Raw genomic sequence first — 25,432 nt, 5'->3', positions numbered from 1 at the left:
CGATCGGGGACGTCAGTTGGTCCGAATTCTGCCGGCAATTGACATACAAAGCCGAATGGAAAGGCCGAACACTCATCAAGGCGGACAGATTCTACCCGTCCACCCAACTGTGTTCCGCATGCGGACACCGGGACGGCAAGAAAGCCCCACATATCCGCTACTGGACATGCACAGACTGCGGCACAACCCATGATAGGGACATCAATGCCAGCAAGAACCTCTTGGCTTTGGCCGAGTAAAAGAAAATACCCGAGGCAGGTACTGCCTTTTGAGCCTACTAAATATCCATTCCCGCTGTCTGCAAAGACATACGCAGACAAGGAAGGAGTTCGTAGGAAGCTCGCGACTTGAGTCGTGAGTAGTTCACGTCAGGTATTTGGCGTGGGCCTAGACCGTCTTCTTCCGTCGGGCTATGAGGAGGTGCCAGAGGCGCCCCTGACCCCGAACGGCGATTCAGCTCATGACTACAGTCACGAAGGGTTCTCGCCTAAATCCTAAAAGCAGAAATAGAAAGGGATAACACCATGTCTAAACAGGGAGAAATGCAGCGTGCAAAAAGATTGATCGAAACGTAGATGTTTAGTAAGCAGACATATGGTAAAATCATCTGTATCTGGGGATAAAATGAAAATAACAGTAAATGAGTGATATAAGATGAAGGAAATTATCCATAATGAATGGCAACAGAAATTGGAAGAGGAATTCGAAGCGCCGTATTATCAACAGTTGCGCGCTTTCCTGAAGGAAGAATATCTGAACGAGACAGTCTATCCCGGGATGAACCATATCTGGGAAGCCTTTGAATTGACGTCCTACAATGATGTGAAGGTGGTCATCCTGGGACAGGATCCCTACCACGGACCAAACCAGGCGCACGGCTTGAGCTTTTCCGTTCAAAAAGGGGTCAAGTTACCGCCATCCTTGGTGAACATCTACAAGGAACTGGAATCCGATTTGGGGATACCGCCCGCAAAGCATGGCGATTTGACGGCTTGGGCGAAGCAAGGGGTCTTCCTCCTGAATTCGGTGCTGACGGTAAGGAGCGGGCAGGCCAACTCCCATCGCGGCAAAGGTTGGGAGCTTTTGACCGATGCCGTCATCAAGGCTTTGAATAAACGGGAAAAACCGGTTGTTTTCATTTTGTGGGGGAATGCCTCGATCGCGAAAAAAGTGTTCATCGACACGAATAAGCATGTGGTGATCACGTCGCCGCATCCGAGTCCCCTGTCCTCATACCGCGGCTTCTTCGGATCAAAGCCGTTCTCAAAAACGAATGAAGCGCTCATTTCCTTCGGCGTAGAACCGATCGATTGGAGACTGCCCGAATAGGCAGCCATGCGCCAGACGAAATGTACAGGAGGCATATATGGAAGAGAAAATTTTGAAGACAAGGAAAGGCAACCTCTTCTACCGGAAAACAGGAAAAGGCGAACCCTTATTGTTTCTGCACGGGAACGGCGAGGATTCAAGCATCTTCCGGGCGCAGTTCCCTTTTTTTAAAAAACATTTCACCGTCTACGCCTTGGATACAAGAGGGCACGGTCAGTCGGCGTTAGGCGTGAAAAGGTTGACATTTCGCCAGATCGCCAAAGACATCCTGCTGCTCTTGGATGCGGAAAAGGTGGAGAATGTCCACATCATCGGATTCAGCGACGGCGGGAATTTTGGGCTTTACCTTGCATCCCATCATCCGGAACGGGTCGCCTCGCTCATCACCATGGGGGCAAACTACGAAGCGGATGGACTGATCGACGATTGCTACGGGGAAACGATAGCCACGCAGGAAAGTTTGTTGGCCTTGCCGGATAGCGATCCTGACAAAATCCGCAGACTGTGCATCAATAGCCTGATGCTTGATGAACTGGATCTGACTGAGCGGGACTTACGCAGGATAAAAACGAAGACGCTGATTATGGCCGGGGAGTTCGATCTGGTGACGGATGAACAGACGGAAAAAATCCATCGCCTGGTGCCGGGTTCAAGGAAGATAATCGTTCCCGGCGGCGGACATGATTTTTTCGTCTCCGATCCGGCAGCCTTGAAGAAGGCCGCAATCGCCTTTTACGATTTTTTGTGAAATCCGGAGCGTCCCGTAAACGGATTTCCCGAGGTTGTGCTAGAATGGAAATTGCCCTGATTTGCCGAACCTATGCATGTTCGGATCCGAGGGCAGTACAATCAAAAATGAAAAACAAAACAACAGACACAACATATAGTGCTTCTTGTGAATCGATGCGCTATGTGTTGTGTCTTTTTATTTGTAATTAGAGGTGCGAGTACGTATAATAATAAAAGCCAACGCAAAAAAAGGGGGATGAAGCATGAGGGTCGTATTCCTGTCCTTGACCGGCCAAACCAGAAAATTTGTGAATAAGCTTGGGATGGAAAGCGTCGAATTGACGAACAAGAATGCTTTTCAAAGCATCGCTGAGCCGTTCATCATTGTGACGCCATCCTACGACAAAGAGGCGACGGACATTTTGAACGACTTCATCGAAACGGGCGATAATCGCGCCTATTTCAAGGGCGTTGCCGGAGGCGGAAACCTCAATTTCAGCACTTTGTTCGGTTTTACGGCAAAGGATATCGCACGCGATTACGCTGTGCCTTTACTGCATTTGTTTGAATTCCAAGGCAACGATAAAGATGTTCAGATTTTGAAAGAGAAGGTGAAAGAAATTGGATAGTCCAACATTAGTAACGAGAACCGAAGAAGTGACCTACTTTAAATTGAATAATGAAATCAATCGCCCCGTCAACAATTCCATACCGCTGCATAAGGATAAAGAAGCGGTGCGGGCTTATTTTTTGGAACATGTGAACCCGAACACCGTCTTCTTCTACACATTAGATGAGAAATTGGACTACCTGCTCGAGCACGATTACATCGAAAAAGAATTTGTGGAAAAATATCCGCGCGAATTCATCAAAAAACTGATGCAGGACACGTACAACAAAAAATTCCGGTTCAAATCATTCATGGCTGCCTTCAAATTCTATACGCAGTATGCCTTGAAGACAAACGACGGGAAACGGTATTTGGAACGCTACGAAGACCGCATCGTCTTCAATGCCTTATATCTGGCCGACGGCGATCAGCAATTGGCGATCGATTTGGCGGATGAAATGATCCATCAACGCTACCAACCGGCAACCCCGACATTCTTGAATGCCGGCAGAAAGCGCCGCGGCGAGCTGGTGTCCTGTTTTCTGATCCAAGCGACGGATGACATGAACAGCATCGGACGGACGATCAACAGTGCGCTCCAATTGTCGCGCATCGGCGGCGGTGTAGGCGTCAACCTATCAAATATCCGTGCCGCCGGAGATCCCATCAAAAAAATCGAAAATGCATCGAGCGGTGTCGTTCCGGTAATGAAATTATTGGAGGACAGCTTCAGCTACTCCAATCAATTGGGGCAACGGAACGGTGCCGGCGCGGTCTATCTGAATGTGTTCCATCCGGATATCGTCGCTTTCCTGTCGACCAAAAAAGAGAACGCCGACGAAAAAGTCCGGGTGAAGACCTTGTCTCTGGGACTTGTCGTTCCCGATAAATTTTATGAATTGGCGGCGAAAGATGACCGCATGTATCTATTCAGCCCGTATGACGTGGAACGCATCTACGGCAAGCCTTTCGCCTACGTGGACATCACCGCCGAATACGAAAACATGGTCAACAACCCGGAAATCAGCAAATCCAAGATCCGCGCTCGCGATCTGGAGAATGAAATCAGCAAACTGCAACAGGAATCCGGTTATCCTTATGTCATCAATATCGATACCGCGAACCGTTCCAACCCGATTGATGGCACAATCGTCATGAGCAATCTTTGTTCCGAAATCCTGCAGGTGCAACAGCCGTCCTTGCTAAATGACCGCCAAGAGTATGAAGTGTTGGGTACGGATATCAGCTGCAATCTGGGCTCCACGAATATCCCGAACCTGATGGCATCCCCTGACTTCGGCAAATCGGTCGAAACGATGGTGCGGGCCTTGACGTTCGTAACCGACCACTCCAACATCGATGCGGTTCCTACCATCAAAAATGGCAACGACCAAGCGCACACGATCGGGTTGGGCGGCATGGGGCTGCATACCATGTTCGCGATCAATCAGATGCACTACGGTTCGCCGGAATCGATCGAATTCACGGATGTCTATTTCATGCTGCTGAATTACTATACGTTGGTGGCGAGCAATAAAATCGCCAAAGAACGCGGCCAGTCATTTGTGAACTTTGAGAAATCAAAATACTATACGGGCGAATATTTCGACACGTATACGTCTGAAGCATTCGCCTTCCGGTCGGAAAAGGTGAAAGGGATTTTTGCGTGTATCGCTGTCCCGACGCAGGAAGATTGGTTGGCTTTGAAAGAGGCTGTCCATGAATCCGGGCTGTATCACCAAAATCGTCTGGCGATTGCGCCGACCGGTTCCATCAGCTATGTCAACGAAACGAGTGCCAGCCTGCATCCCATCACCCGTCTGATCGAAGAAAGACAGGAGAAGAAAACCGGCAAGACCTATTATCCGGCACCGCAATTGTCCAACGAAACGATGGAATATTACAAGTCGGCCTATGACATCGATATGCGCCGCGTGATCGACATCTATGTCGCCGCTCAAAAACACATTGACCAAGGGATGAGCCTGACCCTGTTCCTGCGTTCGGATCTTCCGGAAGGCATGTACGAGTGGAAAGAAGGCCGAACCAACAAGATGACGACGCGCGACTTGAACATCCTGCGCAACTACGCATGGAAAAAAGGTGCCAAATCGATCTATTATGTCCGCACCTTTACGGAGAACAACGACGAAATAGGGGCGAATGCCTGCGAGTCGTGCACCATCTAACCGCTGGAAGTAAATGCATCATCGAATGGAGGAAAGTAGGATGGCTGACAAGCCTTATATAGCAATCAACTGGAATAGCATCGAAGACATGCTGGACAAATTGACGTGGGAAAAGCTGACCGAACAATTCTGGTTGGACACCCGCATCCCGTTATCCAATGACTTGGATGACTGGCGCACTCTCAGCAAAGCGGAACAGGACATGATCGGGAAAGTGTTCGGCGGCCTGACGTTGTTGGACACGCTGCAATCACAGGACGGCATCGCGGCCATGAAACAGGATATGCGCACCCAACATGAGGAAGCGGTCCTGAACAATATTCAATTCATGGAATCGGTCCATGCAAAGAGCTATTCTTCCATCTTCAGCACGCTGAACACGAAGGCGGAAATCGAAGACATCTTCAGCTGGACCAACAGCAACGAGTTCCTGCAATGGAAAGCGAACCGCATCAACGATATCTATCAGAACGGCACCAACATGGAGAAGAAAGCCGTCAGCGTACTGCTGGAATCTTTCCTGTTCTATTCCGGGTTCTATGCGCCGCTTTGGTATCTGGGCAACAACAAGTTGCCGAACGTAGCGGAAATCATCAAATTGATCCTTCGGGACGAATCGGTTCATGGGACCTACATCGGATACAAATTCCAGATTGCTTTCAATGAATTGTCGGAAGCGGAACAGGAAGAAATGAAAAATTGGGTGTATATGTTGACGTATGAACTCTACAGCAATGAAGTGAAGTACACGCAATACATCTACGATGAGTTGGGCTGGACGGAACGCGTGAAAGTATTCATCCGCTACAACGCGAACAAAGCTCTGCAAAACTTGGGATTTGATCCGCTGTTTCCGGATACGGCCGATGACGTCAATCCGATCGTCATGAACGGCATTTCAACCGGGACAAGCAACCACGATTTCTTCTCGCAAGTCGGGAACGGGTATCTGTTGGGCGCGGTTGAAGCGATGGAAGACGACGACTATGTAAAATGGCTCAACTAACTTAACCGATAAGAAGCAAGGAAAGAGGGAGATCCCTTCAGCTTTCCTTGCTTTTTTTGAACATATAGGAATTTATAAAATATTTTCATCTCAGGAGTGCATCACCCTAGGTGTTTCACACATTTGCAAAATGTTCCACGCATCAATAGAGTTGGCTAGCTTCACGGGTTAGCCCTTCGGAAAAGGGATGAAGGAACCTCTTGTCTCTGCGAGCCAAGACATACTGTTCGACTAACCTGCTGACGCAGGAAGTCTCTCAGCAATTGCGCTCTGCGATGCTCATTTGCATGGGACTCTTAGGGATTCATCCCTTAGAGTCCCAGTATAAGGTGACCGTAGAGAAAGTTGCAGGGCCAGATTTCCTAAATTGTCATGATTCTTGCGATTTCAATCGCTTAGAAGCATGATACACTTGACCGACCAGGTCACAGTGTTTCATTAATCAGGGCTGAACGAACCCGTTCAGCTTTTCTTGTGTAAGAGGTGCATCATAGCATTTTTTTTCACGGGTTCCTGTCTTTCTCATGCCAGCGCAGGTTGTCCTGCGGTACTGGCCTGCCTCTCGGATTGTATTTTCTAAGACCTGTATAACAAACGAAAATTGTTTATTATTTAACGCTCAGCAAAGGAAATGTAAAAAATGAGTAGAGTTGCAAAAAAAAATATCGGCATTTTTGCGGATATCTAAAGTTGGTTTTGTTATAATGGGGAAGGTCGTGGAATATAAGATGATTTTTAGATTGGTGGTAGATTATTTGGCAGCACGATTTGTTATGGGCGTGGATATCGGTACAACAAGCACGAAAGCCGTTTTGTATTTGACGGACGGGTCTGCTTATGAGTCAGCGTACGCGTATTATCCATTGCTTAAAGAGAATCCAGAGATGGCTGAACAAGATTTAGATGATATCTATTCTGCAGTCTTACAAACGATAAAAGCCGTTATTCAGAAAGCCGAAATTGGTCCTCAGGATGTAGCCGGTATCGGGTTTTCGAGCGCAATGCATAGTTTGCTGTTGATGGATGCAGATGGTCATCCATTAACCAGAAGCATCACTTGGGCTGATAATCGCTCAAAAAAATATGCCAGCATGCTGAAAAAATCGGATATGGGTCAAAGAATTTACGAAAAAACGGGAACACCGCTTCACCCGATGTCGCCGCTAAGCAAAATACTGTGGCTGAAGGCTGAAAGACCGGAGCTTTTCCAACGAGCAAGATGGTTTATCGGGATCAAAGAATATGTGCTATGGCGTTTGTTCGGCGAATTTGTCATTGACTATTCGGTCGCATCAGCAACCGGATTGTTCAACATCAGAAATTTTGCGTGGGATGAAGAGGTCCTTGCTTTCTGCGGAATCACGGGTTACCAATTGTCGACGCCGGTCAGTCCGACGCATCAACTGCAAGGATTGCCGGAAGACATCGCCGAATTGTTGGGTATCGATGCCCAAACGCCATTTATCATCGGTGGGAATGACGGTTGTTTGGCCAATCTTGGGGTTGGGGCTATCCGTCCGGGAACCGCAACGCTGACGATCGGGACGAGCGGAGCAGTCCGGATGACCAGCCATGAGCCTCATGTGAGTAAAGAGGGACGAACGTTCAGCTATATTTTAGATGAACGCCATTTTGTGAATGGCGGGGCAGTCAACAATGGCGGGAATGTTTTTGACTGGGCTTTGAAGCAATTCATGCCGTCAACCATTGCAGAAGAGGAAATCTACGATCGCGCCATGGAAATGGTTTCAAACATACCGGCTGGATCAGAGGGGCTTGTTTTCCATCCGTACTTGAATGGTGAAAGGGCGCCACTTTGGAATGCGGATGTAAGAGGAAACTTCAGCGGCATCAATATGCTCCATACGAAAGAGCATTTCCTCCGTGCGGTACTCGAAGGGATCTGCCTGAACTTGAAAGATGTTTTGGACTTGATTGTTCCGATGAATGGGAAACCGAACAAAATCATTGCCAGTGGCGGCTTTTCACGTTCGCATGTGTGGCGCCAAGTCCTGACGGATATCATTGGCATGCCGATTGAGTTTCCTGAAACGTTTGAAAGCTCCTGTACGGGAGCGGCGGTCCTGTGTCTGCAAAGCTTAGGCATTGTGGAATCAGTCGACGATGCGGAAGAGCTGATGGGTGCAGCCATAGAGCATCAACCGAATAGTGAAAATCAAGAGGCATACGCAGCGCTCTTTCCACAATTTCAAAAAATGAGCCGCCTGTTGAATGATTTCTACGGCGGAGATACAGAATAATCCAAAAGGCCTTTTGAAAAGGGAGCGGTCACCCCAAAAAAACTTCCCAGCCAACATATTGGCTGGGAAGTTTTTTCATTGCGCTAAAGCTTGTTGGATATGTTTTTCCATTTTCTTCGGAGCTGTAATCGGTGCGAAGCGCTTGATGATCTCTCCGTCTCTGCCGATGAGAAATTTGGTGAAATTCCACTTGATATCGCTGTTATCAGTCTGTTGGACAAGGTATTTATATAACGGATCCGCATTTTCTCCATTCACATCGATTTTGTCGAAGATGGGGAAGGTCACGCCATAATTCAGCTTGCAAAATTCAGCGGCAGCCACGCCATCAAGCGGTTCTTGATTGTGAAATTGGTTGCAAGGAAACCCCAATATCACAAAGCCTTCCTCTTTATATTTTTCATAAAGTTCCTCCAATTCATCCAGTTGTCCAACCAGTCCGCACTTCGAAGCGGTGTTCACAATACAGACAACTTTGCCCGCGTATTCTTCCAATGATACAGATGTTTGGTCTGTTTTTTTTACTTTGTATTCGTAGATGGACATGGCTTTTCTCTCCTTTGGTTATCGTGCTGTTACATACTAAAATATAGTATAAACAACAATGTAAGGGTTTGCAAAAGATGTGCCTGTATTTTTGTGGCCGCCATGTGACCGTCAGAGGGGAGCCGGTGCATTAAAAGTGCACATTGTAACAGAAAATAAATAAAATTAATGTATTTTTTTTTATTTTGCTGTATGATTAGGAGGTGGTAATAATAAATTGAATCTGGAGGGATTTTTTTTGGATATGTTCGAAAGCTTAACCCAAAATATCAAAGGGAAAAAAATTAAAGTTGTTTTCCCGGAGGGGTTAGAACCAAGAATCTTAGGAGCGGCGGTACGTCTGAAGTCAGAAGACGTAATAGAGCCTGTATTAATCGGTAATGTGGAAGCTGTCCACCTAGCAGCGAAGGAACGTGGATTTGATCTTAACGGCATCGAAGTCCTTGACCCTAAAGCGTATGATGGATTCGATGATATGGTTGAGGCTTTTGTAGACCGACGCAACGGCAAAGTAACAGAAGAAAAAGCAAGAGAACTGTTATTGGATGAAAACTATTTCGGGACAATGTTAGTATACATGGGCTTAGCAGAGGGATTAGTAAGTGGTGCTATCCATTCGACTGGTGATACTGTTCGTCCAGCGTTGCAAATCATCAAAACAAAACCGGGTGTAAGCCGTACAAGTGGTGCTTTCATCATGCTCCGTGGACGTGAACAAGAAAAATATCTATTCTCGGACTGCGCAATCAACATCAACCCAAATGCGCAAGAATTAGCGGAAATTGCTGTTGAAAGTGCAAAGACTGCTGAAATGTTCGGCATCGAACCAAACGTTGCTCTATTAAGCTTCTCGACAAAAGGTTCGGCAGCATCAGACGAAGTAACAAAAGTTGTCGAAGCTACAAGAATCGCAAAAGAATTGGCTCCTCAATACAACATCGACGGAGAATTACAATTTGATGCTGCATTCGTGGACAGTGTCGGTAAACAAAAAGCTCCTGGTTCAACTGTAGCGGGTAAAGCGACTGTCTTTGTCTTCCCAGAAATCCAATCAGGCAACATCGGCTACAAAATTGCACAACGTTTTGGTGCATTCGAAGCAATCGGACCAATCTTGCAAGGTTTGAACAAACCGGTCTCCGATTTATCGCGTGGCTGCAATGAAGAAGATGTTTACAAATTAGCCATCATCACTGCAAACCAAGCATTGATCGACTAAAAATAAACGATGAAAAAGTGGGAAGTCGGTAAACCGATTTTTCACTTTTTTTGCGTACGGTAATCCTAGAAAAAGGGTGCATTTTTTCAGGATTATCCCTATAATGGGATAGGAATAGATGAAAGAAAGACTGACGGAAAAGTCTTTTTTGGGAGGAATACGTGTGAATCTGACCTTACATGTGAACAGTGAACAAGAAACCCTTGACCTTGCAGCGCTTTTGGCCACGCTGCTGGAGCCGAAAGATGTTCTTTTATTGGAAGGAAATCTCGGTGCAGGGAAAACGACTTTTACAAAAGGGATAGCCAAAGGATTGGGAATTGAAACGGTCATTAAAAGCCCTACCTACACGCTGATCCGGGAATACACGAAAGGGAAATTGCCGCTTTATCATATGGATGTCTATCGTTTGGAAGATGTCGGCGGGGATGATCTGGGCTTCGACGAATATATTTATGGCAACGGCGTTTCCGTCATCGAGTGGGCAACGTTCATCCAGGATGAATTGCCGGACAGCTACTTGACGATCAAATTGGAGCCGACAGGGGAATTCTTCGAAGGGCGCAATATAACGTTTGAACCGACTGGGGAACACTATGAGCAACTTGTGGAAAAATTCCAGAAGCAGGCATCAGAGGAAGGATTGATATAGATGAGAAAAAGAGAAAAAGTGGAACTCATGATCCGCGAAGCGATTCCTGCCGATGCAAAAGACATCTTGGCCTTCAGTAGAAAAACGGGAGCCGAAACACCATTTTTGGCATACGGACCGGAAGGGTTGGAATTATCCGAGGCTTTCGAAGAGATGTATCTGGAAGACCTGATGGGGAACAGAAACAATGTCATGTTGATTGCGACGATAAACAACAAGGAACTGATCGGTTTAGCATCAGTAGGAGCATCCGATAAACCGAAATTGGAACATATTGGAGAGGTCGGCATCACTGTCGAAAAAGAATACTGGGGCTTTGGCATCGGTACGGTATTGATGGAGGAAATCGAGACGTGGGCGATCGAAACCGGCATCATCCGTCGTCTGGAATTGACGGTTCATGGCGGAAATGAACGCGCCATCCATCTTTATGAAAAAATGGGCTATCAAAAAGAAGCAGTTATGCCCCGTGCGATGAAAGTAAATGATGCATTTGTCGACGGCGTTCTGATGAGCCTGATGATCGACTGACCCTGTTCTGTAACTGAAAAATAGGCAAGCAGGCATCAGAAAAGTTGCAAAAAAAAAGAGTTTACGCTTGCCAAGTTAGCGCTTCCATGTTATTATAACAGTACAGAGAGACATACTTAAGCAGCACCGGAAATACAAAAAAGAGTATGCCACTCTTTAGGGGAATCAGTAAAAAGTCCCCGGTTAATAGCAGAGAGAGGCTATTGACCCAATGTCTCAGCTGGTTCGGAATTTGTGTCATTAGATGCATTTCTAACGATATGAAGAACATGAACCAGTCTGGGATATAATATCAACTGTAGCGCTAATCCTTGCAGCTAGAAAGCGAAAGCTTACGTCACCTGATTAAAAAACATGTGACATCTGGGATCGAAAAGACTAACACCTGAAAATGTTGGAATCAGAGATTAAGTAAGGTAGGTGCTACCAGCTTGAGGAGGAAGAGTTCCATTCATTTGGAGCTCTTCCTTTTTTTGCGTTTTTTCATTTGAGAAAATCTCCTCGGCGAAGTCAATGATGGGAACAAAAAATTGAAATAAATATGCAATGGTCTGCTTTTCTAAAGATTGTAAGAATCTATAAATTTTTTCGAGTGCTGAAATGCATCACCGTAGCTGTTTCACAGGGTAGTAAAATGTTCAGCGTGCTAACGAGTTGTCCAGCTTCACGGGTTAGCCCTTCGGAAAAGGGATGAAGGAACCTCTTGTCTCTGCGAGCCAAGACATACTGTTCGACTAACCTGCTGACGCAGGAAGTCTCTCAGCAATTGCGCTCTGCGATGCTCATTTGCATGGGACTCTTAGGGATTCATCCCTTAGAGTCCCAGTATAAGGTGACCGTAGGGAAAGTTGCAGGGCCAGATTTCCTAAATTTCTTTCAGGGCTGAACGAACCCGTTCAGCATTTCTAAAGATATGCTGCCGGTTTTGGGTTATTTCTTCCTGATTTTCTGTTATACTGCAGAAGGAATAGCGAAATGAAAAGGATACTGACGGAACGGGCGTCAGAGAAGTGAGTGAATAGATGAGAAAGCAAAACAATCATAAAACAGGAAAAACAACGGGTAAGTTTCAACAAGAAAAAAACCGCATCAAAGGAACAAGTGGTGCCTCTACAAAAGGGATCACCAGTTACGCCGTAGAGGAGCCGACCGAATTATTGCCTTTCTTATTGCAAGTGATGAAGAATAACAGCCGGAATTCGGTCAAATCGATTTTGACCCGTGGACAGGTGAATGTCGATGGAAAACCGGTGAAACAGCACAATCATCCCTTAATACCGGGACAAGTCGTCGGGGTTTTGGGCAACAAGGAAGCCATGCAGAAGACGGCGCTGGTCGGCATCACGATTTTGCATGAGGATGATGACATCATTGTCATCGACAAGGAAGCCGGTTTATTGTCGATGGCGTCCAAGGATCCTTCCGAGATGACGGCTTACCGTCAATTAAGTTCTTACGTGAAAGAAGAAAACCGCGCCAACCGAATTTTTGTGGTCCACCGCCTGGATAGGGACACTTCCGGAGTGATGCTTTTCGCAAAATCGGAAGATGTGAAAGAAGCACTGCAAAAAGATTGGAAAGATATCGTCAAGGAGCGGATCTATACCGCTTTGGTTGAAGGTGTCATGAAAGATGAAGAAGGCACCATTTCGTCCTGGCTGACTGAAAGCAAAGCGATGAAAGTCCATTCCAGCTCGTATGACAACGGCGGCAAACATGCCGTGACCCACTACAAAAAAATCCGTGGCAATAAGGACTTTACACTGCTGGAAGTGCAACTGGAAACGGGCCGCAAAAATCAAATCCGTGTGCATATGGAAGAGCTCGGACACCCGATCGCTGGTGACAAAAAATATGGTGCCCATAGCAATCCGTTGAAGCGTTTAGGCCTGCATGCCACCACTTTGGCGCTGATTCATCCAAGGACAGGGGAATTGGTCCGTTATTCAGCCAAAGTGCCAAAAGTCTTCTTACTGTATTCAAAATAATTTTTTATTTTTGATTTTTTTGATTTTTCGATAGATATTAGTGGACATGGTTACGCTTACATGTTATTATTACAGTGTAAAGAGAGACATGCTTAGCAAGTCAATCACAACCAAGTCCAAGAGCATGCCACTCTTAGGGGAATCAGTAAAAAAGTCCCCGGTTAATAGCAGAACATCGCTATTAATGAAAGGTCTCAGCTGGTTCAACTTTTGTATAGCAAGATTTATCTTAACCTACAGAAGCTTGAACCTGACTGGGATATGGTATCAAATGTAGCGTAAATCCATGCACTAGAAAAGCGGAAGCTTAATTCACCTGATTCAAAATCATGTGATATCTAGAATCGAAAAGATTACAGATTAAAATGTTTGAAAAAAGATTAAGCAGGAAATATGCTACATGTTTCAAAAGGAAGAGCTCTGCAATTTGGAGCTCTTCTTTTTTGTGATGTTTTTGAAAGGGTTTTCTTTTTGGTGCGCCTTGCTAACGTGTTATGATTAGCTTGAGATGATGAGTGGAAGTTTTGTGTCTTTTCCGAGACGGAAAGGAGTGTGAAAACAGAGTATCATGGAAAAGAAAGGTAATCCGTCACGCATCATGTTGTTGACGTTGGCAGGGGCATGCTCTTTTTTTGTAGCCGGTCTCGCGGCTGGGTGGATTCTGTTGTATTTTGAATTCCCTTTGGCGCTCATTGCGGAAGGCTTCATAGGGGGTGCGCTTTTTTGGATCTTCATCAGAGAACGTTTCAATCTGTTTAAGGTTGTTGTTGCAACCATTTTGGCTGATACCTTTAGTTTTTTTATTTCCCTCTATGTAGTGTTTATGCTGGGGATCATGCTCCCGGGCCCCCGAATGGTGGGGTACATGGTCATGGGTCTCGTGATGGGGCTTATTTTTGGAGGGATTTTAGGCGGGATACGCGGCATTCTCATTTTTTCCGCAATCGGAGCCGTTGGATTCTTGATAGGCGGTGCCCTTTTCGATACGGCCAATGTATGGTCTGGTCCTTTTGTTGATGGGGTCAACGCTATTTTCGGTCCGATGGGCTGGACTGTTATCGTTCCCGGATTGACAGGCATCTTCCCAGGGGCGGCAATGGGATTAGCGATGGGGGTGTTTTGGAAAAAACGATGAATGCTTATCTTTGATTGGTATACTTTGCAGTTTCCAAAAGGAGGAAATGAAATGAAGAACAAGAAAATCAATAGATGGATTGCGGCTGCGATCGGATTATTTCTTTTGTCATTGAGCGGTTGCGGGGGTGGTGCGCAAACGGCATCTTCTTCTGCGTCTAGCTCTCAAGTTGCTGAAAATACAATCATCATTAAAAATTTTGACTTCAGTCCCAAAGAAATGACCATTAAAAAAGGAACGACCCTGACATGGATCAACAAAGATGGCCCCACTCACAACATCGTGGGGGATGCATTTAAAAGTGGGGATTTGAAGACCGGTGATACCTTTGAGTTTACATTTAACGAAACGGGAACGTTTGCTTATCATTGCGGGCTACACCCTAATATGACGGGGACGATAATAGTCGAATAGTACACGGGATTGTTGCGCCTGGAACTTTACTTTTGGGATAGGGGGGAGAAAGATGCTGTTCTTGGATCGAAAAGAAGCCGGGCTTATGCTGGCAGAGGCACTGGGGAAATATCAGGACGATGACGTTGTTGTTTTTGCATTACCCAGAGGTGGTGTTGCTTTGGGCGTTGAGATTGCGAAAAAATTAAAGGCCCCGCTTGATTTGATTATAAGCAAAAAAATCGGTCATCCTTTCAATAAAGAATATGCCATCGGAGCTTTGGCCGAAGAGGGCGATCCGATTATGAATCAAGCGGAGCAACAGGGGATCAATGACGCCTGGCTGCAAGGCGAAGTAAAAAGGCTTCGCCAGGAAATCAAGAGGCGCAGAGAAACCTATTTGGGTAACCGTGCGATCCAATCGGTCGAAGGGAAGACCGCCATCATCGTAGACGATGGCATTGCAACCGGATTCACCATGTTTGTTTCCATAGAGGAGCTGAAAAAACGGAATCCGAAGAAAATTATCGTGGCCATACCTGTTACGCCGGAAGATACAGCGAGGATGTTGGAAGAGATGGTGGATGAAGTAGTCGCGCTTGAACGGACAACCCATTATCTTGGTGCGGTAGGCGCCTACTACGTAAACTTTAACCAAGTAGAGGATGAAGAAGTGATAGCGCTTTTGAAATCGGTCAATGACGAAGGAGGACCACGCGGATGAATGTTGCAAATGGGAAAGAGGTTCGTATCAAAGGTGATGACGTAACCCTCATCGGCGACTTGGCCCTGCATAGAGGAGCCAAAGGGATTGTATTATTCGCACATGGCAGCGGCAGCAGCAGACACAGCACGCGCAACAAATATGTGGCGAGCGTATTGCGTTCCCATGGGCTTTCGACCTTGTTGCTCGATTTACTGACAGAAGAGGAAAGTGAACGCACCGATAAACGCTTTGACATCGACCTATTGGCCAAACGGTTGACGATTGCCGAAAAATGGTTAAAGGAACAGGAAGAGACGAAGGATCTTGCCATCGGCTATTTCGGTGCCAGTACCGGGGCCGCTGCGGCGTTGCAATCGGCAGCCGGTCTGGGAGATGAGATAAAAGCCATCGTTTCAAGAGGAGGCCGTCCGGATTTGGCAAAGGACTATCTTGCAAAGGTGACGGCGCCGACTCTTCTGATTGTCGGGGGCTTCGACGAAGAGGTCATTGCGTTGAACGACAAAGCCTATATGAAATTGATTGCAGAGAAAAAGATGGAGATTGTTCCGGGAGCAACCCATCTGTTTGAGGAACAAGGGACTCTTGAGCAAGTTGCGGAATTGGCTGCGCGCTGGTTTGTGGAATACCTGGGTATCCCGAAAGAAACAACAAATCCCTGAAAACAATAAAAAATAAACTCACAGAAGCGACTGGAAATGCTTTTGTGAGTTTATTTATTTTATGCAAAGGATTTTTGAGACAGCTGGACATTATCCGATATGATTCAGAATATATGCTTCGACTTCCTTGATGGGGATATTGAGTGCCGTGGAGAATTCTTCATACAGCAATCTTTCTGTCGATTTCAGGATGTTCGCATCCGATACGGATAATTTTTTGCCGGTCGCTGCCATCTCTTTTTTCTTGTGGTACAGCGATTTTAATATTTGGATCCATGTTTCACTATTACCGGTTTTCAGTGCGACAGTGAAGTTTTCATTTCTTTTTCTGTCGTCATTCAGCCAAACGGGTTCTTTTGAATGTATTTCTTCTATCAGGGCAAGTGCTTCCTCTTTGGTAATGATGCTTCGCATGGCTACCTTTTGATTGTGCACAGGTGTCATGATTGTCGATGGATTGCCATATAGTGTATGCAATACATAGTACGCAAGTTCTTCATCGCCGATAAACGTTTCTTTTTTTATTTCATCGATTTGACAAACTCCGGTTGTGCCATACATAACATAGTCATTTACTTTAAACATGCATTTCCTCCTTATTTCTTTGAATACAGTAACCTTCAAAATAAAAAGTCATTTTTGACGCAGCCTGGATGATGCTTTTTGACTTCTTATTTTATCGCATAAAGAAACGTGCAGTGATCAGCAACTGGGTTTATGTTGTCGAAAACTACACGTTGTTTCTTCTATTATAGCACAAAAAAGCATTTTCCGTTTATTCGTTCATTAAGGACGGCTTTCATTCGCCTAAGAATGGCTTTAGGAAAGCATTTAAGCGACTTGTATATGCGAGCGGAAGAGGCTGCGCAACGTCCCGTTTAATCCTTTTCGGGATTGTACGTCCAGCCGTGGTCATCATGATAGATCATCAGTTTCGACATGCCACCATCGATGGTGAGATTTTGCCCGGTGATGAAGCCGGCTGCATCACTGCAAAGGAAGAGGACAGTCTCCACAATATCTGCCGGGTTTCCGACGCGGCCGACAGGGTGCTGCAGCAAATCCCCGGCTGAATAATCGGGTGCATAATCGGGATCTTTTTGGTAAGCGCCTGTGTCGATCCAGCCAGGACTGATTGCGTTGACGCGTGCACGTCCTGCGAGGGACACACTCAACGCATGCGTCAAGGCACTGATGCCGCCTTTTGCAGCGGAATAACTTTCGGTATCCTTTTGCGACATGAAGGCACGGCTAGAAGCGATATTTATGATGGCTGCCCCGGGTTGCAGAATGGGCAATAAAAGACGGGACAGCATATACGGAGCAGTGACGCCCAACGCCAAAACATAGCTGAAGTCTTCATAGGAGCAGTCGGACAGGACCCCTTTTTTACTGACGCAGGCGTTGTTGATGAGGAAATCGACTTTCCCGAAGCGCTGCTTCACCGCTTCGACGAAAGCATACAAGGTCTCTTTTTCGGCGACGTCGCCCTCATAAAAGAATAGGGAATCTTTTGCGAACTTTTTCTGCAGCATTGCTCCGGATTCTTGATCGGTATCGATCACTGCCACAGCGGCGCCGTGAGCCAAGAAACCTTCGACCGTCGCCCGGCCGATGCCGTTTGCGCCGCCGGTCACAACAACGACCTTCCCTTGATAATCCATAGTGCCCTCCATCCGGTACTCACGTGAGTGCCTAACGTATTTTCTTCTATTTTATCATAATGCAAGGTAAAAAAAATGATCCCGGCTAAACCGGAATCATCAGGAAAAGGCAAAGCGTGACTAGATTGAAATCTTCAAGGAGACGGGACAATGGTCGCTTCCGAGGATGTCATCATGGATGGCAGCCTCTTTTAAAGCGGATTTCAGCGACTGTGAAACGAGAAAATAGTCGATCCGCCATCCTGCGTTGTTTTTGCGGGCATTGAAACGATAACTCCACCAAGAATACTTGCCTTCCAGATCCGGATAGAAAAAACGGAAGGTATCGATGAAGCCGTTCGACAGGACAGCCGATAATTTTGAGCGCTCCTCATCGGTGAAGCCGGCATTTTTGCGGTTCGTTTTCCAATTCTTCAAGTCGATGTTCTCGTGGGCAACATTCAGGTCCCCGCAACAAATGACTGGCTTTTTACTCTCCAACCCTTTCAGGTAGCCAAAAAAAGCGTCCTCCCAGTCCATGCGATACTCCAAGCGTTTCAGCTGGTCCTGTGAGTTGGGGGCATAGACCGTCACAAGATGGAATTGCTCATACTCCAACGTGATGACGCGGCCTTCCGCATCATGTTCCGGTCGGTTGATGCCCAAATGGACGCTCATGGGAGTGTGCTTCGTAAAAATAGCGGTGCCGGAATAGCCTTTCCGTTCCGCATAATTCCAATAGGATTCATAACCGGGGAATGCCAGATCAATCTGTCCTGCCTGCAATTTGGTTTCCTGCAGGCAAAAGAAATCGGCGTCGAATTGCTGGAAAATATTAGCGAAGTTTTTAGTGACGGCAGCCCGTAAGCCGTTTACGTTCCATGACACAAAAGATAATTCCATAGTCTGCAGCCCCCTATCGCAACACAATCAGATAGTAGAGGAATAGGATGAAAATCAACAGGTTGACGAATGAAAGTCCCCATTTATATTTTACATTGGTCACGTTCAGCGAGAAGATAATGCCGACAATCGGTAAGAATGTCGCCAATACCAACGATGTCGTCGAAACGGATTCCGGATTTTTTGTCAAAAAAAGGTAGACAGGGTAAAAAATACTCAGTAAAGTAAAAATAACGGCGTCTCTCATTTGTTTATTTTGCATGGATGGATGCTCCTTTAAATTATGATATCTGCATCATTTTACCATAAGGGGCAAGATAATTCCCATCACAGGCAATTTTCCGGCATTGTTTGGAGAGTGAAAGGCAATAAGGCAGTTCGTGACAAAGCCATTTCGATTGCATTAAAAAGCAAGCATTCGGGTGAAAATATGTTAGAATTATAAAAATAGACATTATTTTTCTTTTTGGTTAAATTTAGATTAGGAAATAATGAAAAAAATGCCATTTTAAACACTCGGGTTCTTATTTTGTATAAATCAGTATCGAGTGGTGATAGAATGAATTACATAATAAAACTAGTGGGTGAAATGAATGTTGGGGATGGAACTGAAACAAAAGTTTCCAGATACGATCGTAAAAGAGAATGAAAAATTAGCAAATTATACGTACACAAAGACAGGCGGACCAGCCGATATCCTTGTGTTTCCTCAATCAAAAGAGGAAGTTTCCGGAATCGTGGCATGGGTGCACAGCCATGCCATCCCATTGACTGTCTTGGGCAATTCAAGCAACGTCATCATCAAGGACGGCGGCATCCGTGGTGTCGTCATGATTTTATCGGAAATGAATCGGATCGAAGTGAAACGTTCGCGCTTGATCGTGCAGAGTGGCGCACGTCTGATCGATACCGCCAAACGCGCACTGGCGGAACATCTGAGCGGTTTGGAATTTGCCTGCGGCATACCGGGAAGCGTCGGCGGAGCGATATATATGAATGCTGGTGCCTACGATGGTGAAATAGATGAAGTCATTGAATCCGTTACGGTCATCACGCGCGAAGGTACAATCAAGACATACAAAAAAGAGGAGCTCGACTTCTCATACCGACACAGCAAATTGCAAGAGACGGATGAAATTGTCCTGGAGGCTGTCTTCCATCTGGCAAAGGGGAAACATGAGCACATTGAAGCGCGCATGGCAGAATTGACCGCCTTGCGTGAATCAAAGCAACCTTTAGAATTCCCTTCATGCGGCAGTGTGTTCAAGCGTCCGACCGGGTTCTTTACCGGGAAACTGATCCAAGAAGCTGGTCTGCAAGGATTGACTTGGGGCGGTGCGCAAGTTTCGATGAAACATGCCGGCTTTATTGTGAATATCAATGATGCTACGGCAACGGACTATATAGAATTGATCGAACATATCAAAAAAATTATTTTTGACCAATTTGGCGTGAAATTAGAGACTGAAGTGCGCATCATCGGCGAAGATGTCATGGGATATGCGCATAGGCTGCTAAAAAGCTGAGTGGAATCATTCAGCTCTTTTTAGCGAGTTCACCATTTTTTTGCAGACAGATAAAATTTCCCTGCAGAAACGATGATGGCAGCTTCAGTAGTAAATCATGCCTCCAAATAATAACGTTTCAAAGTAAATGATGAAGGAGGATAGTCCTATGCGAAGACCACTGATTTCTTTTCAAAATTTTAGTTTCACCTATTCAGATCAGCGCGAACCAACTTTAAAAGAGATAAGCGTGACCATCTATGAAGGTGAAAAAATACTTGTATTAGGCCCGAGCGGTTCCGGGAAGACGACGTTTGCCAGATGCGTCACCGGTGTATTGCCGAATGAATGGAATGGTGATGCTACCGGAAAAATCATTTTTCATCCAGCGGAAGAAAAAAGTGAACTTCGGTTTGAGAACTTCCTGCCTAACGAAATATCCTTGATTAGAGAGAATCTGTTAACGGATGCAGAGAAAGGGGGAGAGACAGGGCCAAGGCAAAAAATTCCTTTTCGTTCTGCCCAAGAGCTGATGAAGCTTGCCGGTTGGCAAAGCTTTTTGCAAAAACGGCCCTACTTGAAAAGAAGCTTCAAGAAACTGAGTGAGCAACAGTTGGGGGAAATCACGATGGCGGGCGTCTCGTTGGACGGCAGGCCCTTGATCGTGTTGGATGAACCCTTGGCGAATTTGGACCCGTATTCCGGGGATTTGGCAATGAAATTCGTCGATGACCTACACCGAGTGAGCGACACGACGGTACTCATCGTTGAGCATCGTTTGGAGGATGTTTTGGTGCAGCCAATCGATCGTATCCTGCTTTTCTCGGAAGGGAGAATCATCGCAGATGCAAAACCGGAAGATATTTTAAGGACGGAAATATTGAGCGATACGGGCATTCGTGAGCCGCTCTACATTACCGCGATGCGCTATGCGGGCGTCGATTTGGATAATGTCCGTGACTTGGCGAACGTCCAGAAAGTCAATGGACCGCATCTGAAGGAGACGATGGAGAACTGGTTGGCGTATCTCCCTCAATTCCGCCATCATGATTTCGATGAATTGCTTCTTGAATTGGATAATGTATCGTTTAAATACCCTTGGAATGACGAGGACATCGTTGACGGAGCTTCCTTGCGGATCTACAAAGGGGAGATGATCAGCTTGGTCGGTGCGAATGGCGCCGGCAAATCGACGCTCTCCCGTCTGATCATCGGGGAGGAAAAGACGCAAAGCGGGCGAATCCTTTGGAAAGGGAAAGACATCAGCGATTTAAATTCTTCGGACACGGAAAACTACATCGGCTATGTTCCCCAGAACCCCAAAGACATCATTTCCCAGGAAACGGTGTATGCTGAGATTGCCTTAAAGCTCAAGCAGCGAAACCTGCCTGAAGAGGAAATCAATAAAAGGGTGGATAAGGTCTCCAAGGTGTGCGGCTTGCAATATATCAAAGATCTGCCACTTTCCATGCTGAGTTTCGGACAGTTAAAACGGGTTTCGATTGCAGCCGTTTTGGCGTTGGATCCGGAAATGATCATCTTGGATGAGCCTGCGGCAGGGCAAGATTTCAGCCATTACAAAGATATCATGGACTTTTTGCAGAAAATCCATCAAAATGGCGTGACGGTCCTGATCGTAACGCATGATATGCATTTGATGTTGGAATACACGCGCAGGGCGGTAGTGATGGCAAAAGGGAAAATCATCGCGGACACAGGTTCGGCCTTTGTGCTGATCGATCCGCGCTTGATCAAAGCGGCATCATTGAAAGAGACACCTTTATTCACTTTTGCGAAACAACTCGGGATGAACGATCCCTATAGTTTTACCGAAAAATTTGTATACTATGATCGGGCAGCCCGGTTATTCTAAAAAAATGGAATCCTGGAAAGCAATGGCAAAGCGTCATTGCTTTTTTGATTGCCCTTAAAAGTGATGCCAATGGTCAGCAAAATTTGCAAGCGGCACTTTTGGACTCCCTGAAGGGGTATCCCTTGGAAAAAAATGGCACGTTTATTATAATGGTGTTGGGGGTTTAAACAATTAGATTAGTATAAGTAAACTTTGATTGAGGGAAGGGGATGCCATTTGAAAATCGGAAACAAGCTAAGGAATCTGCGCATGCGGAAGAATTTGACCCAAGAAGAATTGGGACAAAGGACGGATTTGACGAAGGGATACATTTCCCAACTGGAAAACAATCTGAGTTCCCCCTCTTTGGAAACCTTTTTTGCAATCCTGGAAGTATTGGGGACCACACCGAAGGATTTCTTTGATGAGGAGGACACCGTGCAGCAAGTGGTCTATTCAAAAGAACAAGTGACCATTTTTACGGATGAAGAGAAGGGATATACGCTCACATGGTTAGTGCCCGAGTCGAATGAGAAAGACATGGAACCGGTCATGATCACGTTGGAGCCGGATGGCGAATACAGGCACTTTCCGCCGTCGTTGGCCGAAACATTCGGCTATGTCCTGAGCGGGTCTTTGGAGCTGCAATTGGGGGGGCGAAGATACGATGTGAAAAAAGGGCAATCCTTCTATTACGAAGCGAACCAGCACCACCAAATCAGAAATGCTTCTGCCGGCACCACCAAGGTGTTGTTGGTGGCGACGGAGTCTTATTTGTAAATAATGAATAAAAAGGCGGGATAGTATGGCAAACAATGCCATTATTACATTAGAAAACGTCAGCAAGGTTTATGACGATGAAACAGTTTTACGCGATATCACTATTGAGATCGAGAGGGGAAAGTTCTACACCTTGCTGGGACCTTCCGGTTGCGGCAAGACGACCATTCTGCGTTTGATTGCCGGTTTTGCGGACGCGACAACAGGGATAATCAAGATCAATGGCCAAGTTGTCAATGATGTGCCGCCGAACAAACGCAAGGTGAACACCGTGTTCCAGGACTATGCTTTGTTCCCGCACTTGAACGTGTTCGACAACATCGCCTTCGGCTTGAGCATCAAAAAGATGCCCAAGGATCAAATCAAAATAAAGGTTGCTGAGGCATTGAAGATGGTGCAGCTTTCCGGCTATGAAAACCGTGAAATCAGCGAAATGTCCGGGGGGCAACAGCAGCGGGTAGCGATTGCGCGCGCGTTGGTGAATGAACCGGAAGTCCTGCTGTTGGATGAACCGTTGTCGGCTTTGGATCTTAAATTGCGGACGGACATGCAGTATGAACTGCGCGAACTGCAACAGCGCCTAGGCATCACCTTCATCTTTGTGACCCATGACCAGGAGGAAGCACTGGCGATGAGCGATTGGATTTTCGTCATGAACAAAGGCGAAATCATCCAAAGTGGTACGCCGGTTGACATCTACGATGAACCGATCAACCGTTTTGTCGCTGACTTCATCGGGGAAAGCAATATCGTGCCGGGGACGATGGTGGCAGACTATAAAGTGAACTTCGTCGGCAAGGAATTTGAATGTGCCGATGCTGGGATAAAACCGGGTGAGCAGATCGAAATCGTCATCCGTCCCGAAGACCTGGAATTGACCACGGTGGAAAAAGGTAAATTGGTCGTAAATATCGATACGCAATTGTTCCGCGGGGTTCATTATGAAATCATCGGATACGACAAGGAAGGCAATGAATGGATGATCCATTCCACAAAGAAGGCTGAAGTCGGAACGGATGTCGGTCTTTCCTTCGAGGCGCAGGATATCCACGTCATGCGTCCGGGCGAAACCGAAGCGGAGTTTGACGCACGTCTAGAAAGCTACGAAGGGTAGGGGGAAAAAGATGACAAAAAGCTCGCGGGCCGTATATTCTGTTCCCTACCTGTTATGGTTGGCTTTGTTTGTGATTGCGCCGATGCTGCTCATCGCCTACCAGTCCTTTTTCGATGTTTCAGGGAATTTTACATTCGATAATTATGCAACCTATTTTACATCAGGCAATTATTTGCGCATGACCTTGAACTCCTTCATCTACGCGTTCACCATCACGATGGCAACCTTCATCATCAGCTATCCGACCGCCCTGTTTTTAAGTAGAACGAAACATAAATCCTTGTTGTTGCTGCTGATCATTTTGCCGACTTGGATCAACCTGCTGCTGAAGGCCTACGCTTTCATCGGGCTGTTCAGCCAAAGCGGAACGGTCAATCAATTCTTGAGCTTCATGGGCATCGGGCCGCAACAGCTTTTGTTCACCGACTTCAGCTTCATTTTTGTTGCTGCCTACATTGAACTGCCTTTTATGATTTTGCCCATTTTCAATTCCATCGAGGAGCTGAATCCTTCCTTGATCGTCGCCAGTCATGATCTCGGCGCAAACCGTATGCAGACCTTGCTGCGCGTCATTTTCCCTTTGACGATGAACGGGGTGCGCAGTGGCTTTCAGGCTGTATTCATCCCTTCGTTGTCGCTCTTTATGCTGACGCGTTTGATTGGAGGGAATCGGGTCATTACGTTGGGTACCGCTGTGGAACAACATTTCTTGGTGACGCAAAACTGGGGCATGGGTTCCACCATCGGCGTCATCTTGATCATCAGCATGGTTGCCATCATGGCTCTCACCGGGGAAAAGAAAAAGAAAGTGAGGGGAAAATAGATGAAAGTAGCTTCCAACACGAAATGGAATAATGCCTTCTTGGTGCTTGTGTTTGTTGTTTTGTATTTTCCGATTTTCTTTTTGGTCCTCTTTTCTTTTAATGCCGGTGGAACGATGAACGCCTTCAACGGTTTTACATGGGAACACTATCAAGCGGTGTTTGCAGACCAGCGCTTGATCGGCATCGTCCTGAACACCTTTTTGGTAGCCTTGTTGTCCGCGCTGATCGCAACAGCGGTGGGGACGTTTGGCGCCATCGTCATTTATTACACGAAAAAGCGCAGTGCACGGAATGCTTTGTTGAGCCTGAATAATGTGCTAATGGTTTCGCCAGACGTTATCATCGGAGCAAGCCTGTTGATTTTGTTCACGTTCATGGGTTTCCGCCTTGGCTTTTCATCCGTCTTGCTTTCGCACATCGCTTTTTCCATACCGATTGTTGTGTTGATGGTGCTGCCGAAACTGAAAGAGATGAACGATTCCATGATCAGTGCGGCCGAGGACCTGGGTGCCAACAACTTTCAAGTCTTCAGTCGTATTCTGATACCGAGCATCACACCGGGAATCCTGAGCGGTTTTTTCATGGCTTTTACCTATTCGTTGGATGATTTTGCGGTAACCTTCTTTGTGACGGGGAACGGTTTCTCCACATTGGCGGTTGAAATCTATTCCCGCGCCCGCAGAGGCGTCAGTTTGGAAATCAATGCCTTGAGCGCTTTGATGTTTCTGTTCACGTTATTGTTGGTGCTGGGCTATTACTTTATCCAGCAATACAGCCACAAAAAAAGGATTCAGCAAATGAAGGCCGTCAAAAAAGAACGGGTGGTGAAAACATAAG

The 25,432-nt window shown here is 46.3% G+C and carries 26 protein-coding genes; 21 read left to right on the top strand and 5 right to left on the bottom strand.

Going from position 1 to position 25,432, the window contains the following annotated elements:
• The 7 genes from BM101_RS02565 to BM101_RS02535 form a co-directional block, all read left to right on the top strand.
• Positions 1-239: zinc ribbon domain-containing protein (locus BM101_RS02565; RefSeq protein ID WP_143084409.1), on the top strand; the 239-nt coding region annotated here is incomplete at its 5' end.
• Positions 240-654: 415 nt separating this feature from the next.
• Positions 655-1,329, top strand: coding sequence for a uracil-DNA glycosylase (locus BM101_RS02560; RefSeq protein WP_087029709.1), 675 nt, complete (start codon positions 655-657; stop codon positions 1,327-1,329).
• A 37-nt stretch (positions 1,330-1,366) separates the two neighbouring features.
• Entirely contained in the window at positions 1,367-2,077 is a 711-nt protein-coding gene (locus tag BM101_RS02555; protein WP_087029712.1) for an alpha/beta fold hydrolase, read from the top strand.
• Between the two features lie 244 nt (positions 2,078-2,321).
• Positions 2,322-2,687, top strand: coding sequence for a class Ib ribonucleoside-diphosphate reductase assembly flavoprotein NrdI (locus BM101_RS02550; protein ID WP_087029715.1), 366 nt, complete (start codon positions 2,322-2,324; stop codon positions 2,685-2,687).
• Positions 2,680-4,857 carry a class 1b ribonucleoside-diphosphate reductase subunit alpha gene (nrdE, locus tag BM101_RS02545; RefSeq protein ID WP_087029718.1) on the top strand — a complete coding sequence of 726 codons (2,178 nt, stop codon included), beginning with the start codon at positions 2,680-2,682 and terminating at the stop codon, positions 4,855-4,857. The genes BM101_RS02550 and nrdE overlap by 8 nt, the downstream gene beginning before the upstream one ends.
• 40 nt (positions 4,858-4,897) lie before the next feature.
• Positions 4,898-5,863, top strand: coding sequence for a class 1b ribonucleoside-diphosphate reductase subunit beta (gene nrdF / locus BM101_RS02540; RefSeq protein WP_087029721.1), 966 nt, complete (start codon positions 4,898-4,900; stop codon positions 5,861-5,863).
• Between the two features lie 716 nt (positions 5,864-6,579).
• Positions 6,580-8,124, top strand: a complete 1,545-nt coding sequence (locus tag BM101_RS02535) for a gluconokinase (RefSeq protein ID WP_245825544.1) — start codon at positions 6,580-6,582, stop codon at positions 8,122-8,124.
• 75 nt (positions 8,125-8,199) lie between these two features.
• Here the strand turns inward: BM101_RS02535 and BM101_RS02530 are convergent, their stop codons facing one another.
• On the bottom strand, positions 8,200-8,670 hold the full coding sequence (locus BM101_RS02530) for a glutathione peroxidase (RefSeq protein ID WP_087029724.1): 471 nt from the start codon (positions 8,668-8,670) through the stop codon (positions 8,200-8,202).
• 238 nt (positions 8,671-8,908) lie between these two features.
• On the opposite strand from BM101_RS02530, the gene pta reads away from it, so the two are divergent.
• The 8 genes from pta to BM101_RS02490 all read left to right on the top strand — a co-directional run bounded on the left by pta (position 8,909) and on the right by BM101_RS02490 (position 15,974).
• Positions 8,909-9,889, top strand: coding sequence for a phosphate acetyltransferase (gene pta / locus BM101_RS02525; protein WP_087030913.1), 981 nt, complete (start codon positions 8,909-8,911; stop codon positions 9,887-9,889).
• A gap of 169 nt (positions 9,890-10,058) precedes the next feature.
• Positions 10,059-10,541, top strand: a complete 483-nt coding sequence (tsaE, locus tag BM101_RS02520; protein WP_245825587.1) for a tRNA (adenosine(37)-N6)-threonylcarbamoyltransferase complex ATPase subunit type 1 TsaE — start codon at positions 10,059-10,061, stop codon at positions 10,539-10,541.
• The gene (locus tag BM101_RS02515; protein ID WP_087029730.1) at positions 10,542-11,072 is read left to right on the top strand and encodes a GNAT family N-acetyltransferase; all 531 of its coding nucleotides are present in this window, start codon (positions 10,542-10,544) and stop codon (positions 11,070-11,072) included.
• A gap of 1,022 nt (positions 11,073-12,094) precedes the next feature.
• A complete protein-coding gene (locus tag BM101_RS02510) occupies positions 12,095-13,060 on the top strand; it encodes an RluA family pseudouridine synthase (RefSeq protein ID WP_087029733.1) in 966 nt (321 codons plus the stop codon).
• A 568-nt stretch (positions 13,061-13,628) separates the two neighbouring features.
• On the top strand, positions 13,629-14,195 hold the full coding sequence (locus BM101_RS02505; RefSeq protein ID WP_087029735.1) for a hypothetical protein: 567 nt from the start codon (positions 13,629-13,631) through the stop codon (positions 14,193-14,195).
• Positions 14,196-14,246: 51 nt separating this feature from the next.
• Positions 14,247-14,609 carry a cupredoxin domain-containing protein gene (locus tag BM101_RS02500; protein ID WP_177194331.1) on the top strand — a complete coding sequence of 121 codons (363 nt, stop codon included), beginning with the start codon at positions 14,247-14,249 and terminating at the stop codon, positions 14,607-14,609.
• A gap of 52 nt (positions 14,610-14,661) precedes the next feature.
• The gene (locus tag BM101_RS02495) at positions 14,662-15,312 is read left to right on the top strand and encodes a phosphoribosyltransferase (RefSeq protein WP_087029740.1); all 651 of its coding nucleotides are present in this window, start codon (positions 14,662-14,664) and stop codon (positions 15,310-15,312) included.
• The gene (locus BM101_RS02490) at positions 15,309-15,974 is read left to right on the top strand and encodes a dienelactone hydrolase family protein (protein ID WP_087029743.1); all 666 of its coding nucleotides are present in this window, start codon (positions 15,309-15,311) and stop codon (positions 15,972-15,974) included. The genes BM101_RS02495 and BM101_RS02490 overlap by 4 nt, the downstream gene beginning before the upstream one ends.
• A 90-nt stretch (positions 15,975-16,064) precedes the next feature.
• Here the strand turns inward: BM101_RS02490 and BM101_RS02485 are convergent, their stop codons facing one another.
• The 4 genes from BM101_RS02485 to BM101_RS02470 form a co-directional block, all read right to left on the bottom strand.
• A complete protein-coding gene (locus BM101_RS02485; RefSeq protein WP_087029746.1) occupies positions 16,065-16,559 on the bottom strand; it encodes a CarD family transcriptional regulator in 495 nt (164 codons plus the stop codon).
• A 293-nt stretch (positions 16,560-16,852) separates the two neighbouring features.
• Complete coding sequence (locus BM101_RS02480; RefSeq protein WP_087029749.1) at positions 16,853-17,638, bottom strand: SDR family oxidoreductase; 786 nt, start codon at positions 17,636-17,638, stop codon at positions 16,853-16,855.
• A gap of 120 nt (positions 17,639-17,758) precedes the next feature.
• A complete protein-coding gene (locus BM101_RS02475; RefSeq protein WP_087029752.1) occupies positions 17,759-18,520 on the bottom strand; it encodes an exodeoxyribonuclease III in 762 nt (253 codons plus the stop codon).
• Positions 18,521-18,533: 13 nt separating this feature from the next.
• Positions 18,534-18,782 carry a hypothetical protein gene (locus BM101_RS02470; protein WP_087029755.1) on the bottom strand — a complete coding sequence of 83 codons (249 nt, stop codon included), beginning with the start codon at positions 18,780-18,782 and terminating at the stop codon, positions 18,534-18,536.
• A gap of 331 nt (positions 18,783-19,113) precedes the next feature.
• On the opposite strand from BM101_RS02470, the gene murB reads away from it, so the two are divergent.
• From murB to BM101_RS02440, 6 genes are all read left to right on the top strand, one after another.
• Positions 19,114-20,046: a UDP-N-acetylmuramate dehydrogenase gene (gene murB, locus BM101_RS02465; protein ID WP_087029758.1), complete on the top strand. Its 933-nt coding sequence runs from the start codon at positions 19,114-19,116 to the stop codon at positions 20,044-20,046.
• Positions 20,047-20,194: 148 nt separating this feature from the next.
• Positions 20,195-21,898 (top strand): ABC transporter ATP-binding protein, encoded by a 1,704-nt coding sequence (locus tag BM101_RS02460; protein ID WP_087029761.1) that lies wholly within the window; start codon positions 20,195-20,197, stop codon positions 21,896-21,898.
• 216 nt (positions 21,899-22,114) lie between these two features.
• Positions 22,115-22,657, top strand: a complete 543-nt coding sequence (locus BM101_RS02455; RefSeq protein WP_087029764.1) for a helix-turn-helix domain-containing protein — start codon at positions 22,115-22,117, stop codon at positions 22,655-22,657.
• A gap of 25 nt (positions 22,658-22,682) precedes the next feature.
• Complete coding sequence (locus BM101_RS02450; RefSeq protein ID WP_087029767.1) at positions 22,683-23,771, top strand: ABC transporter ATP-binding protein; 1,089 nt, start codon at positions 22,683-22,685, stop codon at positions 23,769-23,771.
• Positions 23,772-23,781: 10 nt separating this feature from the next.
• Positions 23,782-24,594 carry an ABC transporter permease gene (locus tag BM101_RS02445; protein ID WP_087029770.1) on the top strand — a complete coding sequence of 271 codons (813 nt, stop codon included), beginning with the start codon at positions 23,782-23,784 and terminating at the stop codon, positions 24,592-24,594.
• Positions 24,595-25,431: an ABC transporter permease gene (locus BM101_RS02440; protein ID WP_087029773.1), complete on the top strand. Its 837-nt coding sequence runs from the start codon at positions 24,595-24,597 to the stop codon at positions 25,429-25,431.
• Position 25,432: the final 1 nt, after the last annotated feature.

Origin of the sequence: Trichococcus palustris (genome assembly GCF_900114465.1) — a bacterium.
GTDB lineage: Bacteria > Bacillota > Bacilli > Lactobacillales > Aerococcaceae > Trichococcus > Trichococcus palustris.
The sequence above is the reverse complement of the archived record's forward strand: the minus strand, read 5'-3'. Positions and strand labels throughout refer to the sequence as shown.